This is a genomic window from Methylobacterium sp. E-012 (assembly GCF_057836545.1).
The window spans coordinates 5243018-5257729 of record NZ_JBYQEY010000001.1; the positions used below are offsets into that span (position 1 = coordinate 5243018).

Annotated in this window: 15 protein-coding genes and 1 tRNA gene; 10 read left to right on the forward strand and 6 right to left on the reverse strand. The window is 71.2% G+C overall.

The features are described 5' to 3' along the window. From AC3IF1_RS25070 to AC3IF1_RS25080, 3 genes are all read right to left on the reverse strand, one after another. A tRNA-Thr gene (locus AC3IF1_RS25070) sits at positions 1–76 on the reverse strand. Between the two features lie 108 nt (positions 77–184). Continuing rightward, entirely contained in the window at positions 185–1330 is a 1146-nt protein-coding gene (gene aroB, locus AC3IF1_RS25075; protein ID WP_489219806.1) for a 3-dehydroquinate synthase, read from the reverse strand. Positions 1331–1348: 18 nt separating this feature from the next. After that, positions 1349–1960 (reverse strand): shikimate kinase, encoded by a 612-nt coding sequence (locus AC3IF1_RS25080; protein WP_243972123.1) that lies wholly within the window; start codon positions 1958–1960, stop codon positions 1349–1351. Positions 1961–2229: 269 nt separating this feature from the next. Here AC3IF1_RS25080 and AC3IF1_RS25085 point away from each other — a divergent pair, with 269 nt between their 5' ends. The 3 genes from AC3IF1_RS25085 to AC3IF1_RS25095 all read left to right on the forward strand — a co-directional run bounded on the left by AC3IF1_RS25085 (position 2230) and on the right by AC3IF1_RS25095 (position 3971). Then, complete coding sequence (locus AC3IF1_RS25085; RefSeq protein ID WP_489219807.1) at positions 2230–2382, forward strand: histidine kinase; 153 nt, start codon at positions 2230–2232, stop codon at positions 2380–2382. 2 nt (positions 2383–2384) lie between these two features. Further along, positions 2385–3320 carry a site-specific tyrosine recombinase XerD gene (locus AC3IF1_RS25090; RefSeq protein ID WP_489220469.1) on the forward strand — a complete coding sequence of 312 codons (936 nt, stop codon included), beginning with the start codon at positions 2385–2387 and terminating at the stop codon, positions 3318–3320. Positions 3321–3452: 132 nt separating this feature from the next. Further along, positions 3453–3971 (forward strand): MarR family winged helix-turn-helix transcriptional regulator, encoded by a 519-nt coding sequence (locus AC3IF1_RS25095; RefSeq protein WP_489219808.1) that lies wholly within the window; start codon positions 3453–3455, stop codon positions 3969–3971. A gap of 67 nt (positions 3972–4038) precedes the next feature. On the opposite strand, the gene AC3IF1_RS25100 is transcribed toward AC3IF1_RS25095, so the two are convergent. Next, positions 4039–4404: a c-type cytochrome gene (locus AC3IF1_RS25100; RefSeq protein WP_489219809.1), complete on the reverse strand. Its 366-nt coding sequence runs from the start codon at positions 4402–4404 to the stop codon at positions 4039–4041. A 339-nt stretch (positions 4405–4743) separates the two neighbouring features. Here AC3IF1_RS25100 and AC3IF1_RS25105 point away from each other — a divergent pair, with 339 nt between their 5' ends. The 7 genes from AC3IF1_RS25105 to xseA all read left to right on the forward strand — a co-directional run bounded on the left by AC3IF1_RS25105 (position 4744) and on the right by xseA (position 10855). After that, on the forward strand, positions 4744–4974 hold the full coding sequence (locus tag AC3IF1_RS25105; protein ID WP_489219810.1) for a hypothetical protein: 231 nt from the start codon (positions 4744–4746) through the stop codon (positions 4972–4974). A 164-nt stretch (positions 4975–5138) separates the two neighbouring features. Continuing rightward, a complete protein-coding gene (locus tag AC3IF1_RS25110; RefSeq protein ID WP_489219811.1) occupies positions 5139–5402 on the forward strand; it encodes a hypothetical protein in 264 nt (87 codons plus the stop codon). Between the two features lie 117 nt (positions 5403–5519). Further along, positions 5520–5777 (forward strand): DUF6894 family protein, encoded by a 258-nt coding sequence (locus AC3IF1_RS25115; RefSeq protein WP_489219812.1) that lies wholly within the window; start codon positions 5520–5522, stop codon positions 5775–5777. Between the two features lie 160 nt (positions 5778–5937). Further along, positions 5938–6141 (forward strand): ribosome modulation factor, encoded by a 204-nt coding sequence (locus AC3IF1_RS25120; RefSeq protein ID WP_243972139.1) that lies wholly within the window; start codon positions 5938–5940, stop codon positions 6139–6141. Beyond that, complete coding sequence (locus AC3IF1_RS25125; RefSeq protein ID WP_489220470.1) at positions 6141–7469, forward strand: MFS transporter; 1329 nt, start codon at positions 6141–6143, stop codon at positions 7467–7469. Before AC3IF1_RS25120 ends, AC3IF1_RS25125 begins: the two co-directional genes overlap by 1 nt. Positions 7470–7650: 181 nt before the next feature. After that, positions 7651–9123 (forward strand): MDR family MFS transporter, encoded by a 1473-nt coding sequence (locus AC3IF1_RS25130; RefSeq protein WP_489219813.1) that lies wholly within the window; start codon positions 7651–7653, stop codon positions 9121–9123. Between the two features lie 49 nt (positions 9124–9172). Beyond that, positions 9173–10855, forward strand: coding sequence for an exodeoxyribonuclease VII large subunit (gene xseA / locus AC3IF1_RS25135; protein WP_489219814.1), 1683 nt, complete (start codon positions 9173–9175; stop codon positions 10853–10855). 159 nt (positions 10856–11014) lie between these two features. On the opposite strand, the gene AC3IF1_RS25140 is transcribed toward xseA, so the two are convergent. Together AC3IF1_RS25140 and AC3IF1_RS25145 are read right to left on the reverse strand one after the other, a co-directional pair. Continuing rightward, complete coding sequence (locus AC3IF1_RS25140) at positions 11015–12493, reverse strand: PepSY domain-containing protein (protein WP_489219815.1); 1479 nt, start codon at positions 12491–12493, stop codon at positions 11015–11017. After that, positions 12487–14670 (reverse strand): TonB-dependent receptor, encoded by a 2184-nt coding sequence (locus tag AC3IF1_RS25145; RefSeq protein ID WP_489219816.1) that lies wholly within the window; start codon positions 14668–14670, stop codon positions 12487–12489. Before AC3IF1_RS25145 ends, AC3IF1_RS25140 begins: the two co-directional genes overlap by 7 nt. Positions 14671–14712 lie beyond the last annotated feature (42 nt).

A 14712-nucleotide genomic window follows, 5' to 3' on the forward strand; every position in this document is an offset into this window, starting at 1 on the left:
TGGTGCCGCAAGAGGGATTCGAACCCCCGACCCCCTCATTACGAATGAGGTGCTCTACCAGCTGAGCTATTGCGGCCCGGGCCCCGGTGGGGCCGTGAACGGCGCGAGATCGGCTGCGCCGGACGTGGCAGGCTCTTAGCTGTCCGACCCGGGATAGGCAAGGCCGGAAGCGCCCCGAACGGCGTCAGGCGACCCGATCCGCCGCCAACTCGTCGCGCAGGAATGCCGCCACCTCGGCCCGGTCGACGCCCGGGGCGATGAAGCTCCGCCCGATCCCGCGGGCGAGGATGAAGGTCAGCGCGCCGTCGCGGACCTTCTTGTCCTGCGCCATGGCGTCGAGGATCGCCTCCGCGCCGCCGCATCCGCCTGGGACCGCCTGCAGGCGGGTCGGCAGGCCGGCCAGGGCGAGGTGGTTGGCGACGCGGCCCGCCTCCTGGCCGGCGCACAGCCCGAGCCGGGCCGAGAAGCGGAAGGCCAGGGCGAGCCCGATCGCCACCCCCTCCCCGTGGACCAGCCGGGCCGGGTCGTAGCCGGTCAGGCGCTCCAGGGCGTGGCCGAAGGTGTGGCCGAGATTGAGCAGCGCCCGCTCGCCGTCCTCCCGCTCGTCGCGGGTCACCACCGCCGCCTTGGCCCGGCAGCAGGACGCCACCGCCGCCTCACGCTCCGGGCCGCCGGCGAAGATCCCGCGCCAGTTCGCCTCGCACCAGTCGAAGAAGCCGGCATCGGCGATCAGCCCGTATTTGGCGACCTCGGCGTAGCCGGCGCGCATCTCGCGCTCGGACAGGGTGTCGAGGGCCGCGGTATCGGCCAGGACCAAGCGGGGCTGGTGGAAGGCGCCGATCAGATTCTTGCCCAGGGGCGCGTTGATCCCAGTCTTGCCGCCCACCGAGGAATCGACCTGCGCGAGCAGGCTCGTCGGCACCTGCACGAAACGGACGCCGCGCCGCAGGGTCGCGGCCGCGAAGCCGGCGAGGTCGCCCACGACGCCGCCCCCCAAGGCCACCACGAGATCGCCGCGCTCGACCTTCAGCGCCAGGAGGCCGTCGCAGACGGCCGCGTAGCCCGCGTAGGATTTCGAGCCCTCGCCGGGCGCGACCGTCACGATGCCGGCCTGGAGGCCGCTCGACTCCAGGCTCGCCCGCAGGCGGCCGGCATAGAGGGCCCCGACAGTCTCGTCCGTGACGATCGCGGCCCGGCGTCCGCCGAGCGCTGCCACAGGCGGCCCGGCGGCGTCGATCAGGCCGCGCCCGATCCGGATGTCGTAGGCGCGGCCTCCGTCGAGGGGCACGTGGACCGTCAGGGGATCGGGATGGGTCGAAGGCTCGGTCACGGACGGACTCGCTCAATCCTACTGCGCGGCGACGGAGACGGTGCGCGCCCCGTTGAGATGGGTATCCAGGGCTTCGAGCACGTCCTGAACGACCCGGTCGTGCGAGACCTCGCGGGAGATCACCACCACGTCGGCGGCGGCGTAGACCGGATGGCGCACCGCCATCAGGTCGCGCATGGTCGCCTCGGGATCGTCGGTCTGGAGCAGCGGCCGGTTGCCCCGCTTGCGTACCCGCCGCATCAGGACGTCGAGATCGGCCTTGAGCCAGACCGAGACCGCGGATTCCGCCACGCGCCGCCGCGTGGCCTCGCGCAGATAGGCGCCGCCGCCGGTGGCGAGCACCAGGGGGCCGGCCCGGAGCAGGCGGGAGATCACCCGCTCCTCGCCGTCGCGAAAACTCGGCTCGCCGTAGATCGCGAAGATATCGGGGATCGTCAGGCCGGCCGCCGCCTCGATCTCGATGTCGGCATCCTTGAAGATCAGGCCGAGGCGGCTCGCGAGGCGACGGCCCACGGTGCTCTTGCCCGCGCCCATCAGGCCGACGAGCACGATCGAGCGCGGGCCGAGCGCCCGGCGCAGCCGCGCCTCGATCGGTTCGCCACCCTCCGCCTCGTTCAACGGCTCCTGCATCGACCCCTGCACCGCATCCGTCCGGCGCCCCCAACGCCGCGCCGCCGCCCCGGGCGCACGGCCCCGGGCGATCTCGCATCCTGCGGCAGGCTCTTAGCGCGATTCAAGCGGCCAGCGAAACGCATCGCTGTGTCGTCGTGGGCCTTGTCAGCGCCTTGATCGCGTGGTGGAAACCGGGCACCCGCGTCGGCGCGAAGAGAACCGCCGCGCATCCCCATGCCCGCCGCCGATTCCCGCCGCCCGCAGCGCCCGCCCGAGGTTCGACCGACGTGCCGACCCTGTTCCGTTTCTTTGCCATCCTCGCGATCCTGGCGGGTCTCGTCTTCGCCGCGATGTTCGCGCTCGCGAATTTCGTTCAGCCGACACCCCGGGAAATGAGCGTGACCATCCCCGCCGCGAAGCTGCAGCCGGGCGGCCGTTGAGCGTGGCCGCGGGCGGCGACCCCGGTCCGACGCCCTCCCCGGAAGTCGCCGATTACCTCGACATGATGGCCGCCGAGCGGGGTGCCGGCGCCAACACGCTAGTCGCCTACCGGCGCGACCTCGACGATTACCTGGCTTACCTCGCCCGGGTCGGGATCGCGTTGGAGGAGGTGGATGCCGGGGCGCTCCGGAGCTTCCTGGCCGATCTGGACACCCGCGGTCTCAAGGCCTCGTCGGCGGCCCGGCGGCTGTCCTGCGTGCGCGGTTTCCACAAGTTCCTGTACTCCGAGGGCGTCGTCGAGGCCGATCCGAGCGTCGCGGTGTCGGGGCCGCGCCGGGGCCGGGTCCTGCCGAAGATCCTGTCCGTCGCCGAGGTCGACCGGCTCCTCGCCGTCGCGCAGGCCTCCGTGGGCACCGGGGAGGCGCCGGGCCCGGCCCGGCGGGCGCGGCGGATGGTCTGCCTGCTCGAACTCCTCTACGCCACCGGCCTGCGGGTTTCCGAACTCGTCGCCCTGCCCCGGGCCGCGGGGGCGAGCCTCGAGCCATACCTGTTCATCAAGGGAAAAGGCGGCCGCGAGCGCCTCGTGCCGCTGACCGAGGCGGCCCGCGCCGCCATGTCGGCCCATCTCGCGGCCGTGCCCGAGGACTGCGCGTGGCTGTTTCCGGCGGACAGCGACAGCGGCCATCTGACCCGGCAGGCCTTCGCCCGCGACCTCAAGGCCGTGGCCCTTGAGGCCGGCTTGCGGCCCGACCGCGTCAGCCCCCACGTCCTCCGCCACGCCTTCGCCAGTCATCTCCTGCAGAACGGGGCCGATCTGCGCATCGTGCAGGAGCTGCTCGGCCACGCCGATATCTCGACGACACAGATCTACACGCACGTCCTCGATGAGCGGCTGAAGGCAATGGTACGGGATCTGCACCCGCTGATGGACGGCTGAACGCCGGGCTACAACCATCGTGGTCGCGTTCCGCGCCGATTACGCCGATTGTACTGGTGTGGCGAACTGCATAAGAGAGGCTTTCCGCCATACCGGTACGCGAGCCCGTTATACTAGAGAGAGAGCATTCCTATGCCAGGCCCGACTGCTTTGCAGAGCGGCGCTGCGCCGAATCGAGCGGGTCACGCGACCGCCGACCAGCCTTCGACGCAGGAGCGGCAGCGTCTCGACAACCAACTGTGCTTCGCGGTCTACGCCGCCGCGCACGCCTTCGGGCGCGCCTACCGCAACCTGCTCGGCCGCCACGAACTGACGTATCCGCAATATCTGGTTCTGCTGGTGCTGTGGGAGCAGGACGGTCTCTCGGTCAAGGAGATCGGCAATCGCCTGTTCCTCGATTCCGGCACCCTGACGCCGCTGCTGAAGCGCCTCGAAGGATCGGGGCGCGTGCGCCGCGCCCGGGACCGGGCCGACGAACGTCAGGTCAGCATCTTCCTCACGCCGGCCGGCGCGAAGCTGCGCGACCTCCTCGCCTGCATCCCCGATGATGCCGGCGGCCTGACCGGCCTCGACGCGGCGGGCCGGGAGACCCTGCTGCACGACCTCGTAACCTTGCGGATGGGCCTGCAGGCGGGCCTCATCACCGAATAGGTTGTCCTGAATGAATCCGGGGGCGGCCCTTCGGCCACCCCCGGATCGCGTCAGCCGTGATCCGGGATCAGGACTGCGTCTTGAGGTAGGCGATCACGTCGTTGATCTTCTTGTCGTCCGGGTAGCCCTGGAAGATCATCTTGGTGCCGGGCACCTTCGCCTTGGGGTTCTTCAGCCACTCGTGCAGGTTCGCCTCATCCCAGGTGATGCCCGAGCCCTTCATCGCGGCGGAGTAGTTGTAGCCCTCGTAGGTGCCCGCCTTTCGGCCCACGACACCCTTCAGGTCCGGACCGACGCCGTTCTTCTGGAAGTTGTGGCACGCCTTGCAGGGTGCGAACGCCTTCTCGCCTGCGGCCGCGTCTCCGGCCTCCTGGGCCTCAGCGGAGAGCGGGATCAGGGCGGCGAGGACGGCGCCGAAAACCAGTGAACGCATGGATTTCCTCCTGTTGGCCGCCGTCGCGGCAGCACTGTGAGGCAGAGCTCGCCTGCCTGGAATAGCTCTAATTGAATCCACAGGCCCGGCGCAACGGCCAAGCCTCACGAAGCCGACCACCGAGGCCCGGGATTGGCGATCTTATCCGGCCGCCATAGGCCTTAACCCGCAGCCCGGCTCTCGGCTCCCTGCGGCACTTGGAAGCCGCATCGGGCCGCCGCGCGGGGCCTCCGTCACCCGTTCAGAGATCGGCGGGTGGGCGCCGTCTGTCTCGGCGGATGCCGGTGACGACGAAGGCCTTGTCGGCCCGGGCCTGAGCCCTGTACTCCACATAGCGCCGTGCATCCCGATGACCGATCCCTTCCGGAAAGCCTGACGCGCCTGCTCGTCGCGCCCCCGCCCGCGGCCCGGCACAGGTCGGCGCCAGCGAAGCCGGGTGCTGCGCGAGCGGATCGGCATTCCGCGCATGCGGCGCTCGAATCCGCCTTCCTGCGTGGCTTCGTGTACGGGGTATCCGGCCTCGTCTGGCTCGCCGTGCTGGCGCTGTTCGCCCGCCATTTCGCCGCTTGAGCCGCGGCCGAGGATCCGGGCGGAACGGCTCGGACCGTGTGGGTGGTCCCATTATTCGACCCGATCTTTCGGGACTTCATCAGCCAAGTTTGGTATTGAATCGATACAGGGCGCGGCCGGTATCGCCGTCCGTCGCAGGCGCCCTTTTGCGAGGAGACCGGATCATGTCGCTGACCGGGCGGTTCTGGTTTCGGAAATCCTGGACGGGGCGGCTCGTGCTGCTCGTCGAGGAGGAGCGCCCGCGGTGGTTCGGCCGCGGCGCCGGCAAGCCGCGCTGGCGCAATGCCAGGCTCCTCGACTTCGCCGAGCCCGAGTTGCGGCCGCTGATGTTGATGGAGAAGCATCATCGCGCCGGATCCGGGTCCGCTCAGGTGCGCACGCTCCGGCCCGTCCCCACGGCGCCGGACGCGCGGTCGGCCAACAGCTGAGCCGTCCGTAGGTCCACCGGTCGACGCCGTTCCCCGCGGCAGGGTGATGCGCCGGACCGAATCGAAGCCCACCTGTACGCGGTGCCCGAGCCGGACACCCCGCCATCGGTGAAGACAATGCCGCACTATTTCTTCCACACGCAGATCGGCGATGAGCGGATCAGCGACCCGACCGGGATCGCGTTGCGCGATCCGGACGAGGCCTGGGAGGCGGCGCGCCGCACGATCCGCGCCGCCCTGCGGGACGGCCAGGATCAAACCCGGCTGATGGCCGCGTGCCTGGTGGTCACCGACGCGGCCGGCGACGTGGTGCTGGAATTTCCGTTCAGCGAGGCCGTCACCCTGCCGATCTCGGACGATCCCATCCTGCACTGACGGCGGCGCAACCTGCGCCCTACATCGCGGCGGAGGCGACAGCGCGGCGGCCCAGGTTCCCGGAACCGGCACGCCGCGGTCGCTTTTGATGCGCGTCGCCTTCCCCGGGAGGCCGTCAGCCCGGTTTCGAGACGACGCGCCAGCCAAGGACCCGCGCCGAATGGATTCACCCCCCAACGACCTCGACACACACGCGCTCGGCCGCGCCGCCCCCGGGAAGGGTCTGGCCCGCGAGGCTTGCCCCTACGCGGAGGGCACGCAGGCCCGCACGCTCTGGCTCGCGGGCTACGACGAGGCCCTGGCGGACGGCGCCGCGCCGGTCATCGGCGGCATCGCACAGCACCCCGTCGACGGGGGGCGATGATGGACGCCCGGACCGCCCCGCATCCCGGCGCGACGGCGCACCCGGCTCTCGACCGCAAGTCGGTCGGCGCCGTGGTGCTGGGCAACGCCCTCGAATTCTACGATTTTACGGTCTACGCCTTCTTCGCCAAGCCCATCGGGGCGGCGTTCTTCCCGGCCACCGATCCGACCCACAGCCTGCTCGCGTCGCTCGCCCTGTTCGGCGTCGGCTACGTCATGCGGCCGATCGGGGGCGCCCTGATCGGTGCCTTCGCGGACCGCGCCGGGCGCAAGCCGGCGATGCTGATCACCATCGCGCTGATGGCGCTCGGCATGCTGATCCTGGCCGCCTGCCCGTCCTACGCGGCGATCGGCGGCTGGGCGCAGGTGATCGTCATCGTCGGGCGGCTCATCCAGGGGCTCGCCCTGGGCGGCGAAGTCGGCCCGTCCACCGCCTATCTGCTGGAGGCGGCCCCACCGGATCGGCGCGGCTTCGTGACGAGTTGGCAGATCGCCAGCCAGGGCTGCGCCGCCCTGTTCGCCGGGATCGTGGCCACCATCCTGGCGCTGTCCGTCGGCGAGCACGCGATGGCGGATTGGGGCTGGCGGCTGATGTTCCTGCTCGGTCTCGGCGTGGTGCCGGTGGGCTTGATCATCCGCAGCCACCTGCCGGAGACCGCTGGCGCCGAGGAGGATCCGAACGCCGCCGCCTCGACCCTCGCGGTGGTCGGCCGGCTCCTGCGCGAGCATGGTCGCCTGCTGGGGCTGACCTTTTTGGTCATCTCCGCCTCGACGGTATCCAACGCAGTCGGCACCAACATGCCGGTCTATGCCGGCGCAACCCTCGGCCTGAGCGAGACCGCCGCCACCGCGGTGCCGATCGCGCTCGGGCTCGCCTCGGTGGCGTTCCCGCTGCTCGGCGGGTGGCTGGCCGACCGGGTCGGCCGGCGGCCCGTGATGATCTGGCCGCGGGCGGCGATCCTGATCCTGTCCGTGCCGGCCTTCGCCTGGGTGGTCCAGGCGCCGAGCGCCGCCAGCGTCTACGCGGTGACGTTCCTGCTCTCGGCGCTGTCGTCGATCAACGCCGCCGCGGTGATCGTCGGCATTCCAGAGGCCCTGCCCCGGGCGGTGCGCAGTGCCGGCCTGTCGATCGTCTATGCGGTCGCGGTTTCGGTCTTCGGCGGCAGCACCAACTACATGGTCAACTGGCTGATCGCCACGACGGGAGACCGGCTCGCGCCCGCCTACTACCTCGCGGCTTTCAGCCTGATCGGGACAGTCGCCGCCTTCCTGCTGCCGGAGACCCGCGGCCGGGACCTGGATTCGAACAGCGAGGCCGGGACAACCTGATCGGATCGCCCGGTCGGCGCAGCGGCGATATGTTCCTGAAAGCCGCTCCGGAACGCGCCCATGCGCCTCGGGCGGCTCTCCTGCCTTGCTGATGTGCGCTGCCGCACAAACGTCGCGGCGGAGGCCGCGCCGCGCTGCCGGGAAACTGGGTGACGTGCCCGCCGGGGCCTAAATCGGCGCCATGTCGATTCCCCCTCAGACGCGCCGCCCGCTGGTCCTCGCCGCGGTCATGGCGGCGATGTTCATGATCGCCATCGAGGCGACGATCGTCTCCACCGCGATGCCGCAGATCGCCGGGCAGCTCGGCGACCTGCATCTCTACGCCTGGGTGTTCGCGTCCTTCCTGCTCACCCAGACGGCGACCACGGTGGTGTTCGGCAAGCTGTCCGACCTCTACGGGCGCCGGCCGGTGCTGATGTTCGGCATCGCGGTCTTCCTCCTCGGCTCCCTGCTCTGCGGACTGGCGTGGTCGATGCCCTCGCTCATCCTGTTCCGCCTGGTGCAGGGCATCGGCGCGGGGGCGATCCAGCCGGTGAGCCTGACGGTGGTCGGCGACCTCTATTCGGCGCGGGAGCGCGGCCGGATCCAGGGCTACCTCGCGAGCGTCTGGGGCATCTCCTCGGTGGCCGGCCCGCTGGTCGGCGGCCTGATCATCGGCCATCTGAGCTGGTCCTGGATCTTCTGGATCAACCTGCCCATCGGTCTGATTGCGGCCGGGCTGTTCCTGCGCTTCCTGCATGAGGGCGTGGAGCGAAGCCGCCGCCGGACCGACGCCCTCGGCGCGGCCCTGCTGACCGCCGCCATCGCGGCGCTGATGATGGCATTGACCGCCGCGGGGGACTCGCCGGCCGCCGCCCTGTGGCCGGGCGTGGCCTTCGTGGTCGCCGCAATCCTGTTCGTGCTCCAGGAGCGGCGCGCACCGGACCCGATGCTCGATATCCGCCTGTGGATGCAGCGCCCGATCGCCACCGCCAACACCGCGACGCTGCTCTCCGGCATGACGGTGATCGGTCTCACGGCCTTCCTGCCGATGTACGTGCAGGGTGTGCTGCGGCAATCACCCCTGATCGCCGGCTTGACCCTGACCCTGATGGTGCTCGGCTGGCCGATCGGCGCCACCACGGCGGCGCGCAGCTTCGTACGCTTTGGCCTGCGCCCGATCCTGCTGATCGGCGCGGGCCTGCTGCCGCTCGGCGCAAGTGCCTTCATAGCGCTGACACCGGACACGTCGCCGGTCGTGGCGGCCTGCGGTTCGGTCGTGATGGGCCTCGGCATGGGCTTCCTGTCGACCGCCGCCATCGTGATCATCCAGGACAGCGTCGCCTGGGCGCAGCGCGGGGCGGCCACCGCCTCGAACATCTTCGCGCGCAACCTCGGTTCGACCCTCGGGGCCACCGTGCTGGGAGCGGTGCTGAACTATCGGCTCGCGCACCCGTCGAGCGGGCCGGCGGTGGATTCCGACCAGCTCCGGCGCCTCCTCGATGATCCGGGAAGCCTGGGCGCCGGCGGCGACGCGATCCGGGCCGGACTCCAGCACGCGCTCCACGGCACCTTCTGGACGGTCTTTGCGGTGGCGGCGCTGACACTCGTGCTGTCGCTGCTGGTGCCGCGGGTCGCGATCTCGGACGCGCCGCGCGAACTCGCGGTCGAGTAGGCCGGCCCCGGACTTTGACCTTGCGACGCAGGCCGCCTAGCGTCCCGCCATGCCCCTCGTGCCGCCCCCGCGCCCCGCGTCCCAGCCCGCTTCGGATATCCCGCCGACCAGCGTGCTCACCGCCAACCAGCCGGAATGGACGGTCGGCGATCTAGCGGGCGCCCTCAAGCGCACCCTCGAGGACGCGTTCGGGCATGTGCGCCTGCGCGGGGAGATCTCGGGCTACCGCGGGCAGCACGGCTCCGGCCATGCCTATTTCTCCCTGAAGGACGGGCAGGCCCGGATCGACGCGGTGGTCTGGAAGGGCGTGTTCGGGCGTCTGCGCCAGAAGCCCCAGGAGGGGCTGGAGGTGATCGCCACTGGCCGCATCACCACCTTCGCGGGCAAGTCCTCGTACCAGATCGTGGTCGAGAGCCTGGAGCCGGCGGGCCTCGGCGCCTGGATGGCCCTGCTGGAGGAGCGCAAGAAACAGCTCACCGCGGAAGGGTTGTTCGCCCCGGAGCACAAGCGGGCGATCCCCTATCTGCCGCGGGTGGTCGGCGTCGTCACCTCACCCACCGGGGCCGTGATCCGCGACATCCTGCACCGGCTGGAGGATCGGTTCCCGCGGCCCGTGCTGGTCTGGCCGGTGCGTGTCCAGGGCGACGGCGCGGCCGAGGAGGTCGCGGCCGCGATCCGCGGCTTCAACGCGCTGACGCAGGGCGGTCCGATCCCGCGCCCGGACGTGCTGATCGTCGCCCGCGGTGGCGGCTCGATCGAGGATCTCTGGGCCTTCAACGAGGAATGCGTGGTCCGCGCCGCCTTCGAGAGCGCGATCCCGCTGATCTCGGCGGTGGGGCATGAGACCGACACCACGCTGATCGACTACGTCTCCGATCGCCGCGCCCCGACCCCCACGGGGGCCGCCGAGATGGCCGTGCCGGTCCGGGCCGACCTGATCGCCACGGTCGCGGATTTGTCCGCCCGGGGCATCGGCGCGGTCGGGCGCCGGATCGAGCGCGACCGGGCAGACCTGCGGGCGCTCGGGCGGGCGCTGCCCGGCGCCGACGCCCTCCTGGCGGCCAAACGCCAGCGGCTCGACCTCGCGGAAGCCCGCCTCGCCCCGGCGCTGGCCGCGGGCGCCAGCCGCCACCGCGCCCGGCTCCAGCTCCTCCTCGACCGGATGGCCCGGCGCTCCCCCGACGTGGCGCTGGCCAACGCCCGCGCGCGGTTGGGGCGGATCGATCACCGGCCGTTGACCGCCCTGCGCAACGACGTGCAGCGCAAGGGCGAGGCCCTGGTCCAGCTCGGGCGCCGGCTCGTCGTGGCCCGTGACGCGAGCCTGGAGCGGGCCCGCGCCCTCCAGGCCCGCCGCGCCGACCGGTTGCTCGCCCTGTCCGACCGGCTCGCCCAGGCCGGTGCGCGCGGCGTCGAGCGGCGGCGCGACCGTCTGGAGGGCCTGGCGCAGCTCCTGGGCTCGCTCAGCTACCGCGCCGTGCTCGACCGCGGCTACGTGCTGGTGCGCGACGCCGCCGGCCTGCCGGTCCGCCGGGCTGCGGAGGCCGCCGCCGCCGCCCGCCTCAGCCTCCAATTCTCCGACGGGACCGTCGCCGCCGTGCCCGAGGGGACATCCGATCCGTCCCTGCCGCCAAAGCCCGGGCGTCGCGGAAGCACGCCCGCGTCCCCCACGCCCGGACGGCGAGCCAGCGCGCGTGCCGCAGCGACCCGACAGGGATCCCTGTTCGAGGCCTGAGCGGGCATTCTCGCCACGGCACGCGCAGGCTGCCGCCGTCGGCACGGGATGTCCGGCAGCCCCTCCTCGGCCGCGGCGCGTGTGCCACGGCTGACGTTCGGTCCGGTCGGCCGCGGCGCTTGCGGCCGGGCGACGCAGAAGCCGCCGATCGATCGGCTCTCAGAACCCGCCTGACCTCCCCGGAGCGGACGGGGTCCGCCGCAGCCTGCGCCAGCCCGCAACGATCCCGGTCACCGCGACGGACGCCGCCAGGAGATTCAGGATCCATTGGCCCGCATCGTGGCGCAGGCGGTTTCCGGTGAGCCCCGGCAGGTCGAGGCGGTGCGGGGCATCGAACAGCCAGCGGCTGATCCGGCCCGAGTGATCCAGCCGCTGCAGGATCCTCCCGTCCCGGGGGTCGATGTGGAGCCACGTCGAGGCCGGATCGTCGAAGCGCAGGCGCAGCACCGGGAGCGGCCGCGGATCGGCGCCGTGGGGATACCAGTAGGCATCGTAGGCGGAGAGCTGCTTGGCCGTCCGCAGGGAGCCGCCCGGCACAGCCCGAGCGGCCGCACGGGCGATGGTGCCGGCTTCGAGGTGGCCGCCCTCCGCCCCGGCGGCGCGGACGCACTCCGGCGCCTGGGCGACGATCCACCAGTCTCCCCCGATGGCGGCAAATCGCAGGCTTCGGGTCTCCGGCGCGGCGAAAACCTGCAGCTGCCGCGGGTTGAGCCCGAGCGGCGGCGGCGTTCCGGCATAGGCGGAAAGCAACTCCGCGGGCGGCCGGACCGACGAGAACCAGCGGTTCGGATTCATCGAGATCCAGCCGCTCACGATGAACGCGCCCAGGCCGATCCCGCCCGCGAGGCCGAGCAGGTGGTGCCAGCGCGCAAGCCCCCGATAGGGCGTCACGGCGCCGCCCGCGTAGCGTCGCCGGAGGCGCAGCCGCCAGATCCCGATCAGGAGGCCGCTCAGCGCCCCGAGGGACGCGAACCCCGACAGCCAGAGCAGGAGCGTCCGCCACAGCTCCGCGCGGGCGCGCAGGGGCGTGAGGTAGATCCAGTGCGCCACCGAGCCAACCCAGTTCCAGGCTCGCTCGGACCGGGTCGTGTCGAGGGCGATCTCGCCGGTGACCTGAGACACGTAGAGTTCGGTTCCCGCCGGATCGCCGAGGGCGACCTTTAGGAACGGCCGGAGCGGATCGTACTGGGCCGTGACGGTCCACTGGTCGCGCTTCACCGGCTCGACGCCCGCATCCGAAAAACCCGCGGCCGCGAGACGCAGCGCCTCGCCGGGCGTCACCGGCCCGAGCAATTCCCCGGTCCGCGCCGAGACCGTCGCCCGGGTCCCGTCGTGCTGGCTGATCCGGTAGACGGGCTCCGCCCCGCGCATCTCCAGTACGAAGGCCGCGGGTACGCCGACGAGGCCGCCGGCGCGGAGCGCGTCGTCCGGCGCAACCGAGACCCGATCCCAGGCGATCGGATCCAGCCGTGCCAGGTGCTCGGTCTCGGTGAGCGTCGGGAACGGCACGTAGAGCATGACCAGCCCGGAGCCGATCCACAGGGCGAAGAACAGCCCCGCGGCGATTCCGGCCCAACGGTGGAACAGGAGCAGCCAGCGCCGCCCCGCCTTGGCGACCCGCCGCGGCCGCCTCACCACGTCACCGTATAGGCGACCTCGACCGATCTTGGCCGCCCGAGCAGCCAGTTGGTTCCCACCCCGTTCGCGGCGTTGCCGCTGATCGCGTAGACTTTGTCAAACAGGTTGTAGACGCGCAGGCTCAGGCGCGATTCGGCCGTCACTTGATGGTCGAGGACGAGGTTGACGAGGCTGTAGGCCGGGCGCCGCGCCGTGTTGCCGAAGTCGCTGTAGACCTGTCCCACGTTCTGCAGACCGATCCGCGCGGTCCAGTCGCGGACGGGATCCCAGGTCAGCCAGAGGTTGGCCACGCGCTCGGGCACGTCGATCGGCTGGTTGCCGGCATACGAGACGGTGGCGCCGCTCACGGTCTGGTCGAACCGGTCGTACTGCGCGTGCAGGAGCGCGAGGTTGCCGTCGAGCCGCCAGCCCGGCGCGAACCGCCAGCCCAGCGCCAGTTCGAACCCCTGCGAGGATTGGCTTCCGACCTGCGTGGAGAGCGTCGGTTGCCCCGGCACGGCCGAGATCAGATTGTCCTTGACGATCCGGTAGCCGGCGACCGTCCATTCGAGGGCGCCGTCGAAGGCGAGACCCTTGGTGCCGATCTCGACCTGGTCACCCGTGGCGAGCTTGAAGCCCGCCAGGGACTGCGACAGGGTGATCAGGCTGTTCACCGGGTCGGTGGCGACGCTGTACTGGGCGTAGAGCGCGCTGTCCGGCGTCGGGTTGTAGACGAGACCGAACCGGTAGCCGAGGGCGCGGTAGGTTTTTTCGAATCGCGATCCCGTCTGCAGATCCTCCCGGTGGAGGGTCGGCACGTCGAGGCGCACCCCGGTGAGGAACGACAGCCTGTCGGATAAAATCACGCGATCCTCGGCGAAGACCGAGGCCTGGCTCGTCTGGGTGGCGTAGGCCGGCCGCGCTCGCCCGTCCTGCGGGAAATAGCCGGGATCGTAGCCGGTCAGCGGCACGCTGGTGGTCTGGTCGAAGTAAAAATTGTTCGTGTGGCGGAAGTCGATGTGGTTCACGTCGAAGCCGGCCACGAACGCGTTCTGCAGGCCGAACAGGCTGCCCTTAAGGCTCGCGTCGAGCCGGTCCCCGACCTGCTCCTGGCTGTGATAGATTTCCAGATCGTCGCTCCGGTCGACCAGCCCGGAGCCACGACTGTAGGAATACTGCTCGACGTCGAGCCAATGGCGCCGGCTGGTCAGCCGATAGGCGGTGTTGCGCACCGTGATGTCCGCCGAGGGCGACCACTCGGCCTTGAGCTGGGTCCAGTTGTCGGCCCAGGTGATCTTCGCGTCGCGGACGTTGTAGTTGTTGAATCGGATCAGGTCCGGGATCCGGCCCCCGACGAGCGGCGTGCCCCAGTAGCGCGCCGGCTCCTGGTAGCCGAGATCGTGGCTGAGCGTGAACGCGAGGTCGGGGCTCGGCTGGAACAGCAGGGCGGCCGAGACCGCGAGATTGCGAAAATCGCCCTCCGGCCGGACCCAGCCGTCGGCGCGGTTGCCACTGACGCTGAGGCGGTACGCGAAGGTGTCGCCGAACTCGACCTGTCCGAGCGCCCCGCCGGAATCGAGGGCGAGCCGCGCGACCCCGTCCGTCCCGATGACCGCGCGGGCCGTATTGATCGGCACGAAGACCGGTTTCTTCGGCACCACGTTGATCACGCCGCCGATGGCGCCGTCGCCGTAGAGCACCGAGGACGGCCCGCGCAGCACCTCGATCCGCTCGACGTTCCAGGTGTCGAACGGGAAGGTGACGGTGTTCGCACCCACGTAGAAGCGCGTGCCGTCATAGAGCTGCTGGATTGAGTTCGGGCCCGCGAAGCCGCGGGACGTGAAGGCGCCGTTGCCGTTGCCGGGTGCTGCGATCGTGGTGATGCCGGTCGCGTCCTGGGTCACGGCCTCGGCGATCGTATCCTGGCCGCGCAGCCGGGCGGTCTCGCCCGACACGATGTCGAGGCTCGCCGGCGTCTCCAGGGGTGTCAGGCCGATCCGGCTCGCGGTCCGGTCGGGCGTGCGCAGGTTGAGGCCGTTCGGCGTGACGCGGTTCGGATCGCCACCGGAGCCTTGGACGGAGAGTTCGTCCAGGGTGACGGCCTCCTGCGCCGCGGCGGGATTCGCCAGGAGTGTGAGGAGCAGGCCGCAGACCGGGGCGGACCCTGCGGAGCGGGGGTGATGGATCGATGGGGACATGTCGGGGAAAAGTCCGTGCGCAGCTCCCGCCGGCCTGATCGT

What these genes read in the sequence shown, in the direction of transcription:
- AC3IF1_RS25110 (WP_489219811.1), top strand. Translation starts at nt 5,139, where the DNA reads ATGTCGCTGACCGGGCGGTTCTGGTTTCGGAAATCCTGGACGGGGCGG.
- AC3IF1_RS25120 (WP_243972139.1), top strand. Translation starts at nt 5,938, where the DNA reads ATGGATTCACCCCCCAACGACCTCGACACACACGCGCTCGGCCGCGCC.
- AC3IF1_RS25100 (WP_489219809.1), bottom strand. Translation starts at nt 4,404, where the DNA reads ATGCGTTCACTGGTTTTCGGCGCCGTCCTCGCCGCCCTGATCCCGCTC.
- xseA (WP_489219814.1), top strand. Translation starts at nt 9,173, where the DNA reads ATGCCCCTCGTGCCGCCCCCGCGCCCCGCGTCCCAGCCCGCTTCGGAT.
- AC3IF1_RS25130 (WP_489219813.1), top strand. Translation starts at nt 7,651, where the DNA reads ATGTCGATTCCCCCTCAGACGCGCCGCCCGCTGGTCCTCGCCGCGGTC.
- AC3IF1_RS25080 (WP_243972123.1), bottom strand. Translation starts at nt 1,960, where the DNA reads ATGCAGGAGCCGTTGAACGAGGCGGAGGGTGGCGAACCGATCGAGGCG.
- AC3IF1_RS25095 (WP_489219808.1), top strand. Translation starts at nt 3,453, where the DNA reads ATGCCAGGCCCGACTGCTTTGCAGAGCGGCGCTGCGCCGAATCGAGCG.
- AC3IF1_RS25115 (WP_489219812.1), top strand. Translation starts at nt 5,520, where the DNA reads ATGCCGCACTATTTCTTCCACACGCAGATCGGCGATGAGCGGATCAGC.
- AC3IF1_RS25125 (WP_489220470.1), top strand. Translation starts at nt 6,141, where the DNA reads ATGGACGCCCGGACCGCCCCGCATCCCGGCGCGACGGCGCACCCGGCT.
- AC3IF1_RS25145 (WP_489219816.1), bottom strand. Translation starts at nt 14,670, where the DNA reads ATGTCCCCATCGATCCATCACCCCCGCTCCGCAGGGTCCGCCCCGGTC.